We start from the raw sequence: 18404 nt of genomic DNA, 5'->3' as shown, positions 1-18404 counted from the left end.
AAGGGTCTGCTACGCAGCCCAGCGGGAGCAAGCTCCCTCGCCACAATGAATGACACCTTGAATATGGATGTGCAGCCGTCTTCGCAACCGCCATGCTATCGTGCCCGCCCGACTTGCAACTGTTCACACCAGCATGCTGCCAACTACCCGTACCTTGCGTCTGTCGTTGTACACCTTGCTGATCCTCACCGGCGCAGCCGTTGCCGCCACCCTCGCCGTGCGCCACGCCGAACGCGTGGCCCTGGAAGAAGACGCCAGCCGTGCCAACCAGCAGTTGGCGCTGTACGCCAATTCGTTGCACACCCTGATCGAGCGCTATCGCGCCCTGCCTGCCGTGCTGGCGCTGGACCCGGAGTTACGTTCGGCCCTCAAGGGACCGGTCGGCGCGGCGCAGCAGGATGTATTGAACCGCAAGCTGGAACGGATCAATGGCGCCGCCCAGTCATCCACCCTGGAATTGCTCGACCACACAGGCTTGGCCGTCGCGGCCAGCAACTGGCGCCTGCCCAGCAGCTATGTCGGGCACAACTATGGCTTTCGTCCGTATTTCCTCCAGACCCGCACCCAGGGCACCGGACGTTTTTATGCGGTGGGCGTGACCAGCGGCATCCCGGGATACTTCCTCTCCAGCGCCGTGACCGACGACAACGGCGAATTCCTCGGCGCGATGGTGGTAAAGCTGGAGTTTCCGGAGCTGGAACGCGAATGGCGCCAGGGCAGCGACACTCTGCTGGTCAGCGATGCGCGGAGCATCATCTTCATCGCCAACCGCCCGGGCTGGCGTTATCGCCACTTGCAGCCGCTGAGCGACAGCGACCGCGCCGAGCTCAAGGCCACCCGTCAATACGACAAACAACCGTTGCAACCGCTGGCTTACGAAACGTTGCGGCGCTTTGACGACAATAGCCATCTGGCCCGGGTCGAGACGCCCGATGGCGCGGCGGACTACCTGTGGGAATCCTTGCCGCTGACCACCGAAGGCTGGACGCTGCACTTGCTGCGCCGTCCGCAGATCGCCTTCGAAGACCGGCGTAATGCCGGGCTCGCGGCCGCCGGTTCGTGGCTGGCGCTGGTGTTCCTGCTGCTGTTTCTCAACCAGCGCTGGCGCCTGGCAAGGTTGCGCCAGCGCAGCCGCGAAGAGCTCGAACGGTTGGTCGAAGAACGTACCCGGGATCTGCGCACGGCCCAGGACGGGTTGGTGCAATCGGCCAAGCTGGCGGCACTGGGGCAGATGTCGGCGGCCCTGGCCCATGAAATCAACCAGCCCTTGACCGCCCAGCGCATGCAATTGGCGACCCTGCGCTTGTTGCTCGATCACGGTCGGGTCGATGACGCCTACAAGGCCCTCAAGCCGGTGGACGACATGCTGACGCGCATGGCCGCCCTCACCGGCCACCTGAAAACATTTGCCCGCAAAAGCCCCAGCGGCCTGCGCGAACGCCTGGACCTGGCGGCGGTGGTCGACCAGGCGCTGCAATTGCTGGACACGCGCCTGCGCGACGAACAGATCAGCACCGTGTTGCACCTGACTCGACCGGCCTGGGTGCGCGGCGATGCGATCCGCCTCGAACAAGTGTTGATCAACCTGCTGCGCAATGCCCTCGACGCCATGGCCGAGCAACCCATCAAGCGCCTGGAAGTGCGCCTGGAGGCCGATGAGCAATTGTGGCGCCTGACCGTCAGCGACAGCGGCACCGGGATCGCCGAGGAACACCTGGCCCAGGTGTTCGATCCGTTTTTCACCACCAAGGCGGTAGGCGACGGCCTGGGCCTGGGGCTGGCGGTTTCCTTCGCGATCATTCATGAATCCGGCGGGCGGCTGACGGCAGACAATCACGAACATGGCGCAGTATTCTGCGTGACCTTGCCCATCGATCAGGAGGCCCAACTGCATGCTTGATTCTGTCATGGTCGTGGATGACGAAGGCAGCATCCGCAGTGCCGTCGAGCAATGGTTGAGCCTGTCGGGGTTCCAGGTGCAGTTGTTCAGCCGCGCCGACGAATGCCTGGCCCGGTTGCCGGAGCATTTCCCCGGGGTGATCCTCAGCGACGTGCGCATGCCCGGCCTCAGCGGCCTGGAGCTGTTGGCCGAAGTGCGTCGCCGCGATCCGGACCTGCCGGTGATTCTGTTGACCGGCCACGGCGACGTGCCCATGGCCGTGGAGGCCATGCGTGACGGCGCCTACGACTTCCTGGAAAAACCCTTCAGCCCCGAAGCCCTGCTCGGCAGCCTGCGCCGGGCCCTGGACAAGCGCACCCTGGTCCTGGAAAACCGTCGCCTGCATGAACAAGCCGACGCCCGGGCCCGCCTCGATGGCACGCTGCTGGGCGTTTCCCGCGCGTTGCAAAACCTGCGGCGCCAGGTGCTGGACCTGGCCGCACTGCCGGTCAACGTGCTGATCCGCGGCGAAACCGGTAGCGGCAAGGAACTGGTCGCCCGTTGCCTGCACGACTTCGGCACGAGGGCGAGCAAGCCCTTCGTCGCGTTGAACTGCGCAGCCATTCCCGAAGCGCTGTTCGAGGCCGAACTGTTCGGCCATGAAAGCGGTGCCTTCACCGGCGCCCAGGGCAAGCGCATCGGCAAGCTCGAATACGCCAACGGCGGCACGCTGTTCCTCGATGAAATCGAGAGCATGCCCCTGGCCCAACAGGTCAAGTTACTGCGGGTGTTGCAGGAGCAGAAGCTCGAACGCCTGGGTTCCAACCAGAGCATCCAGGTGGACCTGCGCATCATCGCCGCCACCAAGCCCGATCTGCTGGACGAAGCCCGGGCCGGGCGTTTTCGCGAAGACCTGGCCTATCGCTTGAACATCGCCGAGCTGCGCCTGCCGCCGCTGCGAGAACGGCGCGAGGACATTCCCCTACTATTCGAGCATTTCACCCACAGCGCCGCCGAACGCCTGGGCCGCGCCGCCGCGCCCCTGAGCGGCCCGCAATTGAGCCACCTGCTCAGCCACGACTGGCCTGGCAACGTGCGAGAGCTGGCCAATGTCGCCGAACGCCAGGTGTTGGGGCTCGATCAACCACAGGCCCTGGAGACGGAGCCGGGCCAGTCCCTCGCGGCCCAGCAGGAAGCCTTCGAAGCCCAATGCCTGCGCGCCGCCCTGACGCGGCACAAAGGCGATGTGAAAGCGGTGCTCGAAGAACTGCAACTGCCGCGCCGCACCTTCAATGAAAAGATGCAACGCCATGGGTTGAGTCGGGAGATGTTTTTGTAGGGTGTTGATCGCTCCCACGCTCCCACGCTCCCGCGTGGGAGCGCCGCCAGGGACGCTCCGGAGGTGACGCAGAGCGTCACGGGATGCATTCCCACGCAGCGTGGGAACGATCAACATAAGCGGATTCCCGCTCACGCCGAATCAAAAACAAGCGGATTTCCGCTCACTCAACACCACAAACCCCTCTAGCCCGGCCCTCCAGCCGCTGGCACAGGTCCTGCTATAGCCCTGGCAGGCTGCGTTCCCACGCGCTCCACAAAAACAATTAAACGAAGGATCCTTCAATGGATAACTCCAACGCCCTGCCCCTTGGGTCGGCTGCCGTGCCCGCCCGTGAAAGAACCACCGCCAGCCGGATCAAATCGATCTTCAGCGGCTCGGTCGGCAACATGGTCGAGTGGTATGACTGGTACGTCTACGCCGCTTTCTCGTTGTACTTCGCCAAAGTCTTCTTCCCCAAGGGCGACACCACCGCCCAATTGCTCAATACCGCCGCGATCTTCGCCGTGGGCTTCCTGATGCGCCCGATCGGCGGGTGGTTGATGGGCCTATACGCCGACCGCGCCGGTCGCAAACGTGCGTTGATGGCTTCGGTGTACCTGATGTGCTTCGGCTCGCTGATTATCGCCTTGAGCCCGAGCTACGAAACCATCGGCGTCGGTGCGCCGATCCTGCTGGTGTTTGCCCGCCTGCTCCAAGGCCTGTCGGTGGGTGGCGAGTACGGCACCTCGGCGACCTACCTGAGCGAAATGGCGACCAAGGAACGTCGCGGCTTCTTCTCCAGCTTCCAATACGTGACCCTGATCTCCGGCCAGCTCATCGCCCTCGGCGTGCTGATCGTGCTGCAACAGTTCCTCACCACCGAACAGCTGTATGCCTGGGGCTGGCGCATCCCGTTCGCCATCGGCGCGCTGTGTGCGATCGTGGCGCTGTACCTGCGGCGCGGCATGGAAGAAACCGAGTCGTTCACCAAGAAGGAAAAAGCCAAGGAAAGCGCCATGCGCACCTTGCTGCGCCATCCCAAGGAACTGATGACCGTGGTCGGCTTGACCATGGGCGGCACGCTGGCGTTCTACACCTACACCACCTACATGCAGAAATACCTGGTGAACACCGTCGGCATGAGCATCTCCGACTCCACCACCATTTCCGCCGCCACGCTGTTCCTGTTCATGTGCCTGCAACCGGTGATCGGCGGCCTGTCGGACAAGATCGGTCGCCGGCCGATCCTGATCGCCTTCGGCATCCTCGGCACGCTGTTCACCGTGCCGATCCTCACCACCCTGCACACCATCCAGACCTGGTGGGGTGCGTTCTTCCTGATCATGGCCGCGCTGATCATCGTCAGCGGCTACACCTCGATCAACGCCGTGGTGAAAGCCGAGCTGTTCCCCACCGAAATCCGCGCCCTGGGCGTCGGCCTGCCGTACGCACTGACCGTGTCGATCTTCGGCGGCACCGCTGAATACATCGCCCTATGGTTCAAGAGCATCGGCATGGAAACCGGTTACTACTGGTACGTGACGGCCTGCATCGCTGTGTCGCTGCTGGTGTACATCACCATGAAAGACACCCGCAAGCATTCGCGGATCGTGACCGACTGACCTCCAAGTCGTACAAACAAAAAGGGGCGAACCTGACAGGGTTCGCCCCTTTTTTCGTTCCTTGGCTAAAGATTTTTCTGACATTAATCCCTGGTTAATGCCTGACCTTCATCCTCATCCTCAACAGAACGCCACTCGAATACGCCGGCAATGGCCTCATTGACCGCTCTGCTGCAACGGCGAACACATCGATTTTATCGATTCATTTTAGCATTTTTTTGCGCTTTTTAATCAAATTAACAAGCGTAATATCAACTCCACACCCAAGGCGCTAACGCCAAACATTCTGGAGCACGACCATGAAAACCAAACTGATCATCGCCCTGACCCTTTCCGTACTGGCTGCCAACACCTTTGCTGCCGACGGTTTCGACCGCACCAGCTCGGCCATCGCCGCCGATGGTTATGACCGTACGAGCGCCGCCACCGTCGCATCTGATGGTTACGACCGTACTAACGGCGCCACCGTTGCTGAAGACGGCTTCGACCGCACTAACGGCGCCACCGTTGCTGAAGACGGCTTCGACCGCACTAACGGCGCCACCGTTGCTGAAGATGGCTTCGACCGCACTAACGGCGCCACCGTTGCTGAAGACGGCTTCGACCGCACTAACACTGCTGCCATCAGCTAACCCGAGAACGACACCCTCACAGCCCGGCTTCGGCCGGGCTTAGTTATTCATGGGCTATGGAAAAAGGAAGACCGCCAGTGGTTTTGTTATCGCCACTCATCAAATTGTGGGAGCGGGCTTGCTCGCGAAGACAGTATGTCAGTCGACATCTATGTGTCTGAACCTGCGCATTCGCGAGCAGCCTGCTCCCACAGTGTCCCAGGGTGCTGACAAAAACAGCGCGGCCCTGCACTATCTTCCAATCCCTTTGAAAGCCCACCGCAGGACCTTCTTCAACCATGCCCGATGACATCCACTTCTACGAACCCGCCAACGGCCACGGCCTGCCCCATGACCCGTTCAACGCCATCGTTGGCCCGCGCCCCATTGGCTGGATTTCGTCCCAGGATGCCGAAGGCCGCCTGAACCTTGCGCCCTACAGTTTTTTCAACGCCTTCAACTACATTCCACCGATCATCGGGTTCTCCAGCGTTGGGCGCAAAGACAGCCTGAACAACATCGAACAGACCGGCGAGTTCGCCTGGAACCTGGCCACGCGCCCGCTGGCCGAGCAGATGAACCAGAGCTGCGCGATGGTCGCCCCAGAGGTCAATGAGTTCGAACTGGCGGGTTTGACGGCCGCCCCATCACGGGTAATCCAGGTTCCACGCGTCGCCGAAAGCCCGGTGTCCTTCGAATGCAAGGTCACGCAGATTATTCAACTGCAGCGAGCGGACAAAGGGCTGGTGCCAAGCTGGCTGATCCTCGGCGAAGTGGTCGCCGTGCATATCGCCAAGTGGTTGTTGAAAGACGGGGTGTACGACACCGCCGCCGCCGAGCCGATCTTGCGCGGTGGCGGGCCGGCGGATTATTTCCAGCTGGGGCCTGAGGCGTTGTTCAAGATGCATCGCCCGAAGTAAGCGACACGGCTCTCAAGAAGAAACAGCAACCTGTGGCGAGGGAGCTTGCTCCCGCTGGACGCGCAGCGTCCCCTTGCGGTGTGTCAGACAAACCGGGGGGGCCGCTTCGCAGCCCAGCGGGAGCAAGCTCCCTCGCCACAAAAGCCCTACCGGGTGATCGTGCCGCTACCAGACCAACCCGCCCTCGTCGTCGACACCTTTGAGGTGGGTCAGCTGCGGGGCTGCCGCTTCATCGGCTTTGACCGCGGTCTCGAAGGTTTGCTCTTCAAGGATCTTGTTGAAACGTGGCGCACCGGAACCACCGATGGCCTTGGTGGCGATGGCGGCATGGTAGCCGCCGCCTTCTTTGGGGATTACAGCGGAAACAGCTTCAAAGGTTTCAAAGGCTTTACGTGCCATGTCTTGTGCATCCTGGCGGTGGAAAATGACGCTCATTAAACCTTCAACCAGCCAGTTTGTGTACCTGCGCCCGGCACCCTTCGGTCGCCTGGGCGGCGGACACGTCGCGGAACGTATGGAAATCCAGGCTGCTCACCACCAGGTCTTGCACCAGCTCGGCAAATATCGCCATGGCCGGGGAATTGAAGTAGGCATCCATGGCCGCCTGATTGACCCAAAGCCCGGACACCAGCCACAAATCGGCATCGCACTGCGAATGCTGCAAGGCAAAGTACAGGCAACCGGAGGCCTGGCGCGAAGGCGCGATGAGCGTACTCAGGCGTGCGCCCAGTTGCTTGGAGCAACCGACGCGGGCCCGGACAAAAGCCATGTGACTGACGGGGATCTGTGTAGACATGTTCAACCCTCCCAGGTCATCCGTTGTGCAGCCGGGGACAGGCCGCGACAGGATCAAAGGTTAAGCGCCGCCCTGCCAGTTTCGTTAGTCGATTCCTGCCGACCCATTGCACGATCCTGCGCGTCGGTATCATAAAATTTGCTATCGATCCGGTCGAAACCCGGGAAGTTGAAACAAAAGGTTTCAAGCAAGTTTCCACAGCATTGCAGCGTCATGGCCCTTTGCGCCGTGCAGGATCAGGCAAGCTTTCAACAGGATGTTGCTACCGCTGCGCCTTGCACAAACATAAGCTTTGTTCATCGCTCCCTATTGCCTGAGGATCCCGGCATGTCGCCGCTCGACCACGCCCACGTCCCGCTGGACACGTATCTGGAACAACAGCGCGCCGAACTGGCGTCGATCATCGACCGCAACACCAGCGAAGACGGCAGCTATGCCACCGCCATCGGCTCGCTTAACCTGTCGCGGCATAGCAAGCCGCAGAATTTCGCCCCGGTGTTGGCGCAACCGGCCCTGTGTATCATGGCCCAAGGCAGCAAACAGGTGCGCCTGGCCGACGAATTGTTCGACTACGATCCGCTGCATTACCTCGTGGTCTCGGTGTCGATGCCGTTGAGCGGCTGCATGGCCCACGCGACGCCCGAGCAACCAATCCTGGCCCTGCGCCTGGACATCGACCCCGCGGAAATCACCGCGTTGATCGCCGACGCCGGCCCCCTGGGCGTACCGACCCGCCCCGCCGGGCGCGGGCTGTATGTCGAACGCCTGGACACGCCAATGCTCGACGCCGTACTGCGCCTGGCGCGGTTGCTCGATACGCCGAAAGACATCGCCATGCTCGCGCCCCTGGTGCGCCGGGAAATCCTCTATCGTCTGCTGCGCAGTCCCCAGGGCTTTCGGCTGTACGAAATAGCCATCGCCAACAGTCAGAGCCATCGCATCAGCCAGGCGATCAAATGGCTCAACGGCCATTTCGAACAGCCGCTGCGCATCGATGACCTGGCCCGGGAAGTGAACCTCAGCGTCTCGACCCTGCATCACCGCTTCAAGGCCATGACCGCCATGAGCCCGCTGCAGTACCAGAAGCAGCTGCGCTTGCAGGAAGCCCGGCGCCTGATGCTGGCCGAAGGGCTGGAAGCTTCGGCGGCGGGCTATCGGGTGGGCTACGAAAGCCCTTCGCAGTTCAGCCGCGAGTACAGCCGGTTGTTCGGCGCGCCGCCGTTGCGGGACTTGGCGCGGTTGCGGATGACGGTTTGATCTGGGTTTGCATTGCCTTTTGAAATCAGGCAGCGAGCACCCGACATGCCTGCGCCGGTATGGTCACCGACACCGCATGCCCGATGCCCAGGTCCATGCCCTGGCACGGCGTGCTCAATGCCGTGAACGAAATGCCGGAACACTCCACCGTAGTCTCGATCGTCGCACCGATGTCGCGCACGAACGTGACCTTGCCCAGCAACCGGTTGCCCACCGTGGCCTGGGGCGCGGACAGTTGCAGGTCTTCGGGGCGCACCAGCAGCTTGATCTTTTCGCCAACCTTGAGGCTATCGCTGGCCGGCACCTCCAGCGCATCGCCACCCGGCAGCCCCACTCGCCCGTTACCCAGGGTGGTCGCCGGAAAAATGTTGCCTGAGCCGATGAAGTCGGCGACGAACTCATTGGCCGGGTGCCGGTAGATCTCGATTGGCGTACCGACCTGTTGCACCCGATGTTCCCCCAGCACCACGACGATGTCGGCCATGGTCATGGCTTCGCGTTGATCGTGGGTCACCAAAATAGTGGTGATGTTCAACCGCTGTTGCAGTTGGCGGATCTCCACTTGCATCGACTCGCGCAGCTTGGCGTCCAGGGCCGACAGCGGTTCGTCCAGCAAGAGGATCTTCGGCCGGGCAGCAATGGCCCGGGCAATCGCCACGCGCTGGCGTTGACCGCCGGACAGTTTGGCCACGGGCCGGTCGATCATCGCCTGGAGCTGGATCAGTTCCAGCAACTCCACCACCCGCGCTTGTTGCTCGGCCTTGCCCACACCCCGCAGCTTCAGCGGATAGGCGATGTTCTCGCCGACGGTCATGTGGGGAAACAGCGCCAGCGATTGAAACACCATGCCAAAGTTACGCAGGTGCGCCGGGGTATGGCCGATGTCTTGCCCATCCAGGCGGATTTCCCCGCCGCTGAGGCTTTCCAGGCCGGCGATCATGCGCAGCAAAGTGGTCTTGCCACAGCCTGAAGGCCCGAGGAAACACACCAGTTTGCCCTCGGGCAAATGCAGGTTCACGTCCGTGACCGCGCAGGCCGAGCCGTAATGTTTCTCGACGTTTTCCAGTATCAGTCCAGTCATGTCTTCACCTTGAAATCAAAAGGAAACGCCGCCCTCGCCCACCAGCTTCTCCAACGCCCAGATCAGCACGAAGTCGATCAGCACGATGAGCACGGCAAACGAGAAAACGGTGGGGTCCAGCGACGACACGGTGCGGCTGTACATCCAGATCGGCACGGTCATGACATCGATGGTGTAGAGGAAATAGGTCACGGTGAATTCGTTGAACGAGACAATGAACGCCAGCAGCATCCCGGCGAGAATCCCCGACTTCATCAATGGCACCACCACGTCGACGATGGCCCGCCGCGGTGTCGCCCCGAGCATTCGCGCGGCTTCTTCGACTTCGCTGCCGATGCCAAGCATGGCGGCGGTGCAGTTCTTCACCACGAACGGCAAGGCGAGGATCACGTGGGCAATGACCAGCCGCGAGGTGGTCATCTGGAACGGCAGGCTGTCGAACACCAAGAGCAGCGCCAACCCCAGCACCACCATGGGAAACACCAGCGGCAGCGACATCAGTTGCAACGCCACGGCCTTGCCCCGGAACTCGCAACGAGTCAGCGCGTAGGCCGCCGGCACGGCGATCAGCGTGGCGAAAATCATGGTCAGGCAGGCCACCAACAAACTGGTGCCCATGGCCTGGCCCAGGCTCAGCACATCGCTGGCATCCGGCGATACGAAGGTGTGCCAGGCCGCCCGGTACCATTGCAGGCTGTAGCTGCTCGGCGGAAAGTCCAGGTTCGCGGCGCCGCTGAAGGACATGACGATCATGGTCAGGATCGGCAGCACCGCCAGCAGCAGGATGAAACCCGACAGCAGCCCCACTGCGCGCCCGGTTTCACCGGGCAACAGCGACTGGCGTTTTTTGCTCAACGCGGTCATTGAGAAGCCTCCAGCATCCGCCGCCGACGGCCGGTGAAATATTCGGACAGGGTCATGATCATCAACGTGGTGACAATCAGCACCACCCCAGCGGCGGACGCGGCGGGCCAGTTCATCAACGGGGCAATCTGATCGTGGACCATCACCGCCAGCATCGGCACCCGCCGGCCGCCCAACAGCAGCGGCACGACAAAGCTGCTGGCGTTGTAGGCAAACACCAGCGTCGCGCCGGTGATGATGCCCGGCAGGCTCATGGGCAGCACCACTTGGCGAAACACCTGGAAGCGGCTGGCGCCGAGGGTCGCGGCGGCCTCTTCATAGCTGCGGGCGACCCCACGCATGGCGCTGGCGATGGGCAGCACGGCCAGGGGGAAGGCCGTCTGGACCAGGCCCATCAACACACCATTCTGGTTGTACAGCAGCATGACCGGCCGCTTGATCAAACCCAGGCCCAGGAGCGCCTGATTGAGCATGCCGGCAGGGCCGAGGATCACCAGCCAGCCATAGCTTTGCAGTAGCAGGTTGACCAACAGAGGCAACAGCACCGCCGCCAGGAACACCCGCCGCAACAACGGCGAGGCCAGGCGCGACATGGTGTAGGCCACGGGGATCGCCAGCAGCACAGCAATCACCGCGCTGATCAATGCAAGGCGCAAGGTCAGCAACAGGGACTTGAGGTAATAGGGCTCCAGCAACTGCCCATAGCTGGCGAGGCTGAACCCACTCCACTCCGCGCCCTTGGTGCCGACGCTCATGCGCAGCACCAACAGACTGGCAGCGATCAGCACACCGAGAAACAACATCGACGGCGACAGGAACAGCCAGGCTCGGCCGGTGGGTGAAATCTCCCGGGGTGGACGCATGGATGCGACGCGCTGGGGATGGGTTAACGGTTGGGGTTCCATGGCAAGATCTCGTCAGAGGAACACGACAGGACAAACACAATTTCAAAACAACCCACTTCCCTGTGGAGCGAGCTTGCTCGCGAAGGCGGCAGCACCGTCGACATCTCCTTCAACTGACCTACCGCTATCGCGGGCAAGCTCGCTCACACACTGGATCTCGGGTGGTCACAGAGGCCGCGTACTCCTCAATTCCCTATGCTGGGCAGGCGGTGTGCAGCGCTTGTTTCAGGAAGAGAAGATTTCCGTGTACCGACGAATCCACTGGTCATGCACCGTCGCCAGGAAGGCGTTGTCATGCATGATCGCTTTGTCGGCGATTTGCTCCGGGGTGAGGATGTAGGGGCTCTTGCGCGCTTCGCTGGAGATGATGGCCTTGGCGTTGACCGGGCCGTTGAAGATGTCTTCGGCCATCTTGCCCTGCACCAGCGGGTCGAGGGAGTGGTCGATGAAGGCGTAGGCCAGGTCAGTGTCGCCCGGGCGGTTTTTTGGCATGACCGAGAGCATCAGGTCGGTGTAGAAACCTTCCTTCATGCCGAACGTCGCCCCCAGGCCGTAGGCCGGGTCGCGGATCTGCTTGGGGAAAAACGCCGGCGCATACAAGCCGCCCATGTCCAGGGAACCGGTGCGGAACAGCTCGGCGATCTGGTTCGGGTTTTCCCCCAGGGTCACCACCCGATCCTTGAGTTCGGCGAGTTTCTTGAAGCCGGGTTCGATGTTGTGTTCATCACCACCGGCCAGCTTGGCGGCGATGATGATCAGGTCCATGGCCTCGGTCCAGTTCGGCGGCGGCAGGAAAATGTTCGGCGCCAGCTCCGCGTCCCACAGCGCAGCGTAACTGTCCGGTGCCTGCTGCAAGGTACGGGTGCTGTAGACCAGGCTGTTGCACCACAGCAGGTAACCGATGCCATGGCCGCCAGCGCCGGTGCGGTATTGCGCCGGCACGTCAGCCAGGTTGGGAATGCGGTTGAGGTCAGGCTTTTCCAGCAGCCCGGCGACGGCCAGGCCCTCGGCGCCGACGCCTGCCAGGGTGATGATGTCGTACTGCGGCCGGTCGCCACCGGCCTTGAGCTTGGCCACCATCTCCGAGGTACTGCCGGTGCGGTCGGCGATGACCTTGGCCCCGGTCTTGGCCTCGAAGGTGGCGGCGATGTTGCGCAGCGCCGCCAGCCCGGTGTCATCGGACCAGGTCAGCAGGCGCAGGGTCTTGCCGACGAACCGCGTGTCACTGGCCCGCGCACTGATGAACGGCATGCTCATGGCCGCCGCTGCAACCGAAACCACACTTGCAGTCTTGATGAATTGACGTCTGTTCAGATCATGCTCGCCCATGAGGACTCCCTTTATTCTTTTAAGTATGAGGTGGGTAAAACCGTTGTGCCCGCACCGTTCGGCGTCGACGAAAGCCCCGTATTGCCTGGGCTTTGCCGCCGCCTGCGGCCATCCTGAGGTTGTGCAAAATCCCTGACTATCGAAAAAAACTCATTGGAGCCATGTCCTTGGCGCATGCCTTTTTTCGAGGCATGCATGACCTGAAAACGTGCCGTCAGATCGCCCGGACCACATGCTTGATTTCCTGGAACGCGGCCAACCCCCAAGGTCCCAACTCGCGGCCCAGGCTGCTCTGCTTGTACCCTCCCCACGCCGCCTGGGGAAAAATCACCTGGGGCGCGTTGATCCACACCAGCCCAGCCTGCAACGCGTCGGCCACCTGCCCGGCGGCTTCGGCATCGCGGCTGACCACGCTGGCCACCAGACCGAAACGGCTGTCGTTGGCCAGGGCGATGGCCTGCGCCTGGCTGCTGAAACGGCGTACGCACACCACTGGCCCGAAGATCTCTTCGCACCACAGCGCACTGTCGAGGGGCACGTCAGTGAAGATTGTCGGCTGTAGAAAAAAGCCGCGCGGCAGGTGCGTCGGTCGCTGGCCGCCGCACACCAGGGTCGCTCCGGCGCTCAGGCCTCGGTCGATGTGCCCCAGCACCCGCTGGTATTGCGCCTGGTTGACCAGTGTCCCCATCTCCACGTCCGGATCGAACGGATCGGCCACGCGGATCGCTTCGGCACGGGCCTTGAGCCGGCGCAGGAATTCATCGGCCAGCTCATCGGCCACCAGCACGCGGCTGGTGGCCGAACACATCTGTCCGGCATTGAAGAAAGCGCCGCCACAGGCCAGCTCCACCGCCAGGTCCAGGTCGGCGTCCGCCAGTACCAGCAGGGACGATTTACCGCCCAGTTCCAGGCTCACGCCCTTCACCGTTTCCGCCGCCCGTTGCATCACTTGCACGCCCACCGCGTTGCTGCCGGTGAAGGAGATCTTCGCCACGCGCGGGTCCGCCGCCAGCGGCGCGCCAACTGCCAGGCCGGTGCCGCAGACCAGGTTGAACACCCCGTGGGGCAAGCCGGATTCGGCGATGATCGACGCCAGCGCAAGCTCCGGCAACGGTGTGACTTCCGAGGGTTTGAGCACCACGCAGCAGCCGGCAGCCAACGCCGGGGCGAGTTTCCAGGCCGTGGTAACCATCGGGAAATTCCATGGCACGATCAAGCCGACCACGCCGCACGGTTCGCGGCGCAGGCGTGCGCTGAAATCAGCACTGGGCAATGCCAACGGACTGTCTTGCCGAGCGTCCAGGCCTTCGGCCAACTCGGCGTAATACTCGAAGGTGGCGACCACATCGTCGACATCGATGGCCGCTTCGAACAACGGTTTGCCGTTGTTGCTCGATTGCAATTGCATCAACCGCTCGCGGCCTGCCTGCACGCCAGCGGCAATCCGGCGCAGGATCGCGCCACGCTCGGCGCCGGTGGTGATCGACCAGTGCGTGAAAGCCTGGGTCGCGGCGTTCAACGCCTGATCGACGGCGCGTTCACCATCGCCATGAACGGTGGTCAGCAACGCTTCGGTCGCCGGGTTGATCACCCGCAGCGGTTGATCGCCGGCCAACCACTCACCGTTGATGTACAGCCCGTCTTGCGTCGTAGGGAAATTCATTTCGACACCTGCGCCATCCAGGTTGCCTGGTCGATTTCGATCAGCGTCGGGCCCTGCCGGTCGCAAGCGGCGAGCAACGCGGCGTGCAGTTGCGCCACGCCGTCGATGGCTTGCGCAGCGCAGCCCAAAGCCCTAGCGACACCGATGAAATCCGGGGTGTAGATGTCCACGCCCACCGGTTCGATGGCGCGGTTGACCATGTATTTCTTGATCTCTTCGTAGCCCTGGTTATTCCACAGCAGCACGATCACCGGTGTGCGCGCCTCCACCGCGCTGGCCAATTCCGGCAGGGTGAACTGCAACCCGCCGTCGCCGATCAAACACACCACTGCCGGGCGACCATGGCCCCGGTCCTTGCCACCAAGCCAGGCGCCAATGGCCGCCGGCAAGGCGTAGCCGAGGGTGCCGTAGCCGGTGGATGAATTGAACCAGCGGCGTGGCTGCTCCGGGTTGAAGGTCAGGTTGCCGGTGTACACCGGTTGGGTCGAATCGCCGACGAACACCGCCTCCGGCAGCGCTTGCAAGACGGTGTCGAGAAACAAGGTCTGGGCGCGGGTCGCGGCGTCCCAACTGCCTTGAAGATCTGCGCGCAACCGGGCGGCACGCGTCGTGCCCCAATCGTCACGGCGCTCGGCCAAGGGGTGCTGGCTCAACGCATCGAGCACGGCCCGGGTGGCGACGCGAGCGTCGGCCACCAGCGCCAGGTACGGCGGGTAGTTGCGCACGGTCTGGTCCGGGTCGATGTCGATGCGCAGCAACGCACCGGGAATCTCGAAGCCGCCGGCGAAGGTGATGTCGTAGTCGGTCTCGGCCAGCTCGGTGCCAATGGCCAGCACCACATCCGCTTCGGCCACCAACGCGCGGGTGGCGACCAGGCTCTGCGTGGAGCCGATCAGCAACGGATGCCGGGACGGTAACAGGCCCTTGGCATTGATGGTCAACGCCACGGGTGCGCCGAGACGTTCGGCCAGTTCAGTCAATTCGGCCGCCGCGTCGATGGCACCGCCGCCGGCCAGGATCAACGGCCGTTGAGCCGATGCCAGCTTTGCAGCCATTTGCGCCACGGCACTCGGCGCAGCACCGGCACGGTTGATGTTCACCGGCACACTGGCGAGCAAGGCATCGGCGTCTTCGACCAGCACGTCCAACGGAATTTCAATGTGCACCGGCCGCGGGCGCCCAGCCTGGAACACGGCGAACGCCCGGGCCAGCACACCGGGCAATTCAGCGGCGGACATCAGCGTGTGGGAAAACGCCGCGACACCGCCCACCAATGCAGCCTGGTTCGGCAGTTCATGCAACTTGCCGCGCCCGCCGCCCAACTGGTTGCGCGACTGCACGCTGGAGATCACCAGCATCGGGATCGAATCGGCGTAGGCCTGGCCCATGGCGGTGGTGATGTTGGTCATGCCGGGGCCGGTGATGATGAAACACACGCCGGGCTTGCCGCTGACCCGAGCGTAACCGTCGGCCATGAAGCCTGCGCCCTGTTCATGACGCGGGGTCACATGGCGGATGTTGGAACGGGCCAGCCCGCGGTACAACTCGACGGTGTGCACGCCAGGAATGCCGAACACCTGCTCCACGCCATACGCGTGGAGTAACTTGACCAATACTTCGCCGCACGTCGCCATTGCCATTGCCTTTTCGTGTCGTGTAAAGGGCCTCGCACGGCATGCGGCGGGACCCTTTTTCTGTCTTGGGAATGGCGTTATTGGAACGGTCCGACCATAGCGGCAACAATGGATAAAAAGTCATACTAGCCATGTCCTCACGTCATGGCTTGGATCCGAAATGAAACGACTTCCCCCGCTGCCGGCGCTGCACACATTTCTGATCACGGCCCAATGCTGCAATTTCACCCGGGCCGCCGAACAACTGCATATCACCCAAGGCGCGGTGAGCCGGCAGATCGCCGGGCTGGAAGATCATCTGGGCTATGCACTGTTCCAGCGCCAGGCACGCGGCCTGACCCTGACTGCCGAAGGCCAGGCGTGGCTACCCCGGGTGCAGCAGGTGTTCAGCCTGATCGGCGAAGCGGTTGAGCAGGTCGGCGAAAAACGCCAGACCCTGCAACTCAAGGCCCCGACCTGCGTGATGCGCTGGCTGCTGCCGCGCCTGTTGCAATGGCAGAAGGAACGACCGGACGTGCCGGTGGAACTGACCACCACGGTCAGGCACGGCGTGGATTTCCAGCGCGAAGCCTTCGACGCCGCGGTGGTCTATGGCCCAGCACCCGACGCCTCGCTGGCGTGCGTACATCTGTTCGATGAACAACTGACGCCCGTCTGCTCCCGCCCGGTCCTGGAAGGGCCGGTGCCGCTGCATGAACCCGCCGACCTGCAACAACACGTGCTGCTGCACCCCACCCGTGACGAGCGCGACTGGAACGCCTGGCTGAAGGCAGCCGATGTGCACTTGAGCAATGTCAGCAAGGGCCAGCATTTCGAAACCCTGGACCTGGCGATGTCCATGGCTTCCCAAGGCACGGGCGTGGCAATTGGCGACTGGTCGCTGATCGGCGATGACTTGAGCGCCGGCCGACTGGTGATGCCGTTTGAACTGAAGGTCAAGACCGGGCTGGGTTATCACTTGGTGCATCCGCACAAACCCGAAGTGTCAGGGCCGTTGCAGGCCTTGATGGGGTGGTTGGTGGAGCAGGCCAAGGCGCGGTAAGCGTCAGCCACCCAGATCATTCAAGGATGAACAGGACCGTGGCGAGGGAGCTTGCTCCCGCTGGGTTGCGCAGCAACCCCTGGGGTCTGCCTGGGGCACTGCGGCGGCAGGTAGATGATGGGGCTGCTGCGCAGCCCAGCGGGAGCAAGCTCCCTCGCCACATGATCCCACCAGGCTCAAGAGATCAGTACGGGCTTGTCAGAGCAGATTAGGCGCCTGCACCGGCTCGATCTGCGCCCAGTGCGAGGTGTCCTCGCGGTGCTGCTGCAGATACGGCAACACGGCACCCAGCAACGGCGCCTTGAATGCCTCCTGGAAACGATGGGCCAGGCCCGGGATCAGCTTCAACTGGCTGCCCTGGATATGCGCCGCCAGATGCACGCCATGCATCACCGGCAGCAACGGGTCGGCGGTGCCGTGGACGACCAGGGTCGGCACGCGCAGTTGATCGAGCAGTGCCACCCGGCTTGGCTCGGCCATGATCGCCATGATCTGACGCTTTACACCCTCGGGGTTGAAGGCCCGGTCATAGGCCACTGCGGCCTGATGCAGCAGCGCCTCGCGGTCATCGACCACCATCGGGCTGCCCAGGGCGGCCAGCAGATCGGCCTGCTGTTCCAGGGCCATTTCGCGATTCGGCGCACCGCGCCGCGACAGCAACTGCACCAGCGTGGCGCTGGGGGCGGGCAAGCCTTCGGCACCGGAACTGGTCATGATCAGGGTCAGGCTTTCGACCCGCTGCGGCGCCATGGCGGCCATGTGCTGGGCGATCATACCGCCCATGCTCACGCCCAATACGTGGAAGCTTTGCACCTGCAAGGCATCCATCAACCCCAGCCCATCATCGGCCATGTCGGTCAAGGTATAAGGCGCGGCCACGGGCAAGCCGAGTTTGTAGCGCAGGGCTTCAAAGGTCAGGTTGGCGCTGCCGGGCGCCTGGCGCCAGGTGGACAGGCCGACGTCGCGGTTGTCGTAGCGAATCACCCGGAAACCTTGCTCGCACAGGGCGACCACGACTTCGTCCGGCCAATGGATCAACTGCCCACCCAGGCCCATCACCAGCAACAGCGCCGGATCCGAGGCACGGCCAACGCTTTGGTAGGCCAGGCTCACCTGATCCAGATCGACCCGTTGGGTCGCAACATTGATGTCACACCGAGAAGCCGCCATCGACGGCAGGCCGAAAAACAACGCGGCCAGGAAAATGAATACACGCATGAAGAAACACCGAAACGCAGAACCCCAGTAGAGCGCGAGTCTGATGAAGTTTGTTCAAGCGCGCTGCCACAGTTGCGTGACAGTTTGATGAAGATTGCCGAGTGGTGATCTGAAGCCATGTGGGCACCTGTTTGGACCGGGGACATGGTGGACACCCTGTGGCGAGGGAGCTTGCTCCCGCTGGGTTGCGCAGCAACCCCCGGGGCTCTGCCTGGGGCACTGCGGCGACAGATAGATGTTGGGGCTGCTGCGCAGCCCAGCG

At 62.9% G+C, this 18404-nt stretch carries 16 protein-coding genes; 7 read left to right on the top strand and 9 right to left on the bottom strand.

The features are described from left to right. The first annotated feature begins 133 nt into the window (after positions 1-133). From V7773_RS12460 to V7773_RS12440, 5 genes are all read left to right on the top strand, one after another. Positions 134-1900 (top strand): sensor histidine kinase, encoded by a 1767-nt coding sequence (locus V7773_RS12460; RefSeq protein ID WP_336073633.1) that lies wholly within the window; start codon positions 134-136, stop codon positions 1898-1900. Continuing rightward, on the top strand, positions 1893-3218 hold the full coding sequence (locus V7773_RS12455; RefSeq protein WP_336073632.1) for a sigma-54-dependent transcriptional regulator: 1326 nt from the start codon (positions 1893-1895) through the stop codon (positions 3216-3218). Before V7773_RS12460 ends, V7773_RS12455 begins: the two co-directional genes overlap by 8 nt. Before the next feature lie 284 nt (positions 3219-3502). Continuing rightward, positions 3503-4822 carry an MFS transporter gene (locus tag V7773_RS12450; RefSeq protein ID WP_063324580.1) on the top strand — a complete coding sequence of 440 codons (1320 nt, stop codon included), beginning with the start codon at positions 3503-3505 and terminating at the stop codon, positions 4820-4822. 299 nt (positions 4823-5121) lie between these two features. Continuing rightward, positions 5122-5454: a hypothetical protein gene (locus tag V7773_RS12445; RefSeq protein WP_092145065.1), complete on the top strand. Its 333-nt coding sequence runs from the start codon at positions 5122-5124 to the stop codon at positions 5452-5454. Between the two features lie 278 nt (positions 5455-5732). Further along, positions 5733-6353 (top strand): flavin reductase family protein, encoded by a 621-nt coding sequence (locus V7773_RS12440; RefSeq protein ID WP_063324578.1) that lies wholly within the window; start codon positions 5733-5735, stop codon positions 6351-6353. 165 nt (positions 6354-6518) lie between these two features. Here the strand turns inward: V7773_RS12440 and V7773_RS12435 are convergent, their stop codons facing one another. Beyond that, on the bottom strand, positions 6519-6752 hold the full coding sequence (locus tag V7773_RS12435) for a hypothetical protein (protein WP_336073630.1): 234 nt from the start codon (positions 6750-6752) through the stop codon (positions 6519-6521). A gap of 43 nt (positions 6753-6795) precedes the next feature. Next, on the bottom strand, positions 6796-7149 hold the full coding sequence (locus V7773_RS12430) for a putative quinol monooxygenase (RefSeq protein ID WP_336073628.1): 354 nt from the start codon (positions 7147-7149) through the stop codon (positions 6796-6798). Between the two features lie 327 nt (positions 7150-7476). On the opposite strand from V7773_RS12430, the gene V7773_RS12425 reads away from it, so the two are divergent. Continuing rightward, positions 7477-8406: an AraC family transcriptional regulator gene (locus V7773_RS12425; RefSeq protein ID WP_336073626.1), complete on the top strand. Its 930-nt coding sequence runs from the start codon at positions 7477-7479 to the stop codon at positions 8404-8406. 25 nt (positions 8407-8431) lie between these two features. On the opposite strand, the gene V7773_RS12420 is transcribed toward V7773_RS12425, so the two are convergent. From V7773_RS12420 to V7773_RS12395, 6 genes are all read right to left on the bottom strand, one after another. Next, on the bottom strand, positions 8432-9487 hold the full coding sequence (locus V7773_RS12420) for an ABC transporter ATP-binding protein (protein WP_336073625.1): 1056 nt from the start codon (positions 9485-9487) through the stop codon (positions 8432-8434). Between the two features lie 15 nt (positions 9488-9502). Continuing rightward, a complete protein-coding gene (locus V7773_RS12415; protein ID WP_003205149.1) occupies positions 9503-10351 on the bottom strand; it encodes an ABC transporter permease in 849 nt (282 codons plus the stop codon). After that, positions 10348-11256 (bottom strand): ABC transporter permease, encoded by a 909-nt coding sequence (locus V7773_RS12410; RefSeq protein ID WP_336073624.1) that lies wholly within the window; start codon positions 11254-11256, stop codon positions 10348-10350. Before V7773_RS12410 ends, V7773_RS12415 begins: the two co-directional genes overlap by 4 nt. 225 nt (positions 11257-11481) lie before the next feature. Continuing rightward, a complete protein-coding gene (locus V7773_RS12405; protein WP_092145053.1) occupies positions 11482-12585 on the bottom strand; it encodes an extracellular solute-binding protein in 1104 nt (367 codons plus the stop codon). A 214-nt stretch (positions 12586-12799) separates the two neighbouring features. Then, complete coding sequence (locus V7773_RS12400; protein WP_336073623.1) at positions 12800-14248, bottom strand: aldehyde dehydrogenase family protein; 1449 nt, start codon at positions 14246-14248, stop codon at positions 12800-12802. Continuing rightward, positions 14245-15882, bottom strand: coding sequence for a 5-guanidino-2-oxopentanoate decarboxylase (locus V7773_RS12395; RefSeq protein WP_336073721.1), 1638 nt, complete (start codon positions 15880-15882; stop codon positions 14245-14247). The genes V7773_RS12400 and V7773_RS12395 overlap by 4 nt, the downstream gene beginning before the upstream one ends. 160 nt (positions 15883-16042) lie before the next feature. On the opposite strand from V7773_RS12395, the gene V7773_RS12390 reads away from it, so the two are divergent. Then, positions 16043-16924: a LysR substrate-binding domain-containing protein gene (locus V7773_RS12390; RefSeq protein ID WP_336073621.1), complete on the top strand. Its 882-nt coding sequence runs from the start codon at positions 16043-16045 to the stop codon at positions 16922-16924. A 198-nt stretch (positions 16925-17122) separates the two neighbouring features. Here the strand turns inward: V7773_RS12390 and V7773_RS12385 are convergent, their stop codons facing one another. Beyond that, complete coding sequence (locus tag V7773_RS12385) at positions 17123-18142, bottom strand: alpha/beta fold hydrolase (protein ID WP_336073619.1); 1020 nt, start codon at positions 18140-18142, stop codon at positions 17123-17125. Positions 18143-18404: the final 262 nt, after the last annotated feature.

Source organism: Pseudomonas sp. 3JA, from assembly GCF_036961705.1.
GTDB lineage: Bacteria > Pseudomonadota > Gammaproteobacteria > Pseudomonadales > Pseudomonadaceae > Aquipseudomonas > Aquipseudomonas fluorescens_Q.
The sequence above is the reverse complement of the archived record's forward strand: the minus strand, read 5'-3'. Positions and strand labels throughout refer to the sequence as shown.

What these genes read in the sequence shown, in the direction of transcription:
- V7773_RS12460 (WP_336073633.1), top strand. Translation starts at nt 134, where the DNA reads ATGCTGCCAACTACCCGTACCTTGCGTCTGTCGTTGTACACCTTGCTG.
- V7773_RS12455 (WP_336073632.1), top strand. Translation starts at nt 1,893, where the DNA reads ATGCTTGATTCTGTCATGGTCGTGGATGACGAAGGCAGCATCCGCAGT.
- V7773_RS12450 (WP_063324580.1), top strand. Translation starts at nt 3,503, where the DNA reads ATGGATAACTCCAACGCCCTGCCCCTTGGGTCGGCTGCCGTGCCCGCC.
- V7773_RS12445 (WP_092145065.1), top strand. Translation starts at nt 5,122, where the DNA reads ATGAAAACCAAACTGATCATCGCCCTGACCCTTTCCGTACTGGCTGCC.
- V7773_RS12440 (WP_063324578.1), top strand. Translation starts at nt 5,733, where the DNA reads ATGCCCGATGACATCCACTTCTACGAACCCGCCAACGGCCACGGCCTG.
- V7773_RS12435 (WP_336073630.1), bottom strand. Translation starts at nt 6,752, where the DNA reads ATGGCACGTAAAGCCTTTGAAACCTTTGAAGCTGTTTCCGCTGTAATC.
- V7773_RS12430 (WP_336073628.1), bottom strand. Translation starts at nt 7,149, where the DNA reads ATGTCTACACAGATCCCCGTCAGTCACATGGCTTTTGTCCGGGCCCGC.
- V7773_RS12425 (WP_336073626.1), top strand. Translation starts at nt 7,477, where the DNA reads ATGTCGCCGCTCGACCACGCCCACGTCCCGCTGGACACGTATCTGGAA.
- V7773_RS12420 (WP_336073625.1), bottom strand. Translation starts at nt 9,487, where the DNA reads ATGACTGGACTGATACTGGAAAACGTCGAGAAACATTACGGCTCGGCC.
- V7773_RS12415 (WP_003205149.1), bottom strand. Translation starts at nt 10,351, where the DNA reads ATGACCGCGTTGAGCAAAAAACGCCAGTCGCTGTTGCCCGGTGAAACC.
- V7773_RS12410 (WP_336073624.1), bottom strand. Translation starts at nt 11,256, where the DNA reads ATGGAACCCCAACCGTTAACCCATCCCCAGCGCGTCGCATCCATGCGT.
- V7773_RS12405 (WP_092145053.1), bottom strand. Translation starts at nt 12,585, where the DNA reads ATGGGCGAGCATGATCTGAACAGACGTCAATTCATCAAGACTGCAAGT.
- V7773_RS12400 (WP_336073623.1), bottom strand. Translation starts at nt 14,248, where the DNA reads ATGAATTTCCCTACGACGCAAGACGGGCTGTACATCAACGGTGAGTGG.
- V7773_RS12395 (WP_336073721.1), bottom strand. Translation starts at nt 15,882, where the DNA reads ATGGCGACGTGCGGCGAAGTATTGGTCAAGTTACTCCACGCGTATGGC.
- V7773_RS12390 (WP_336073621.1), top strand. Translation starts at nt 16,043, where the DNA reads ATGAAACGACTTCCCCCGCTGCCGGCGCTGCACACATTTCTGATCACG.
- V7773_RS12385 (WP_336073619.1), bottom strand. Translation starts at nt 18,142, where the DNA reads ATGCGTGTATTCATTTTCCTGGCCGCGTTGTTTTTCGGCCTGCCGTCG.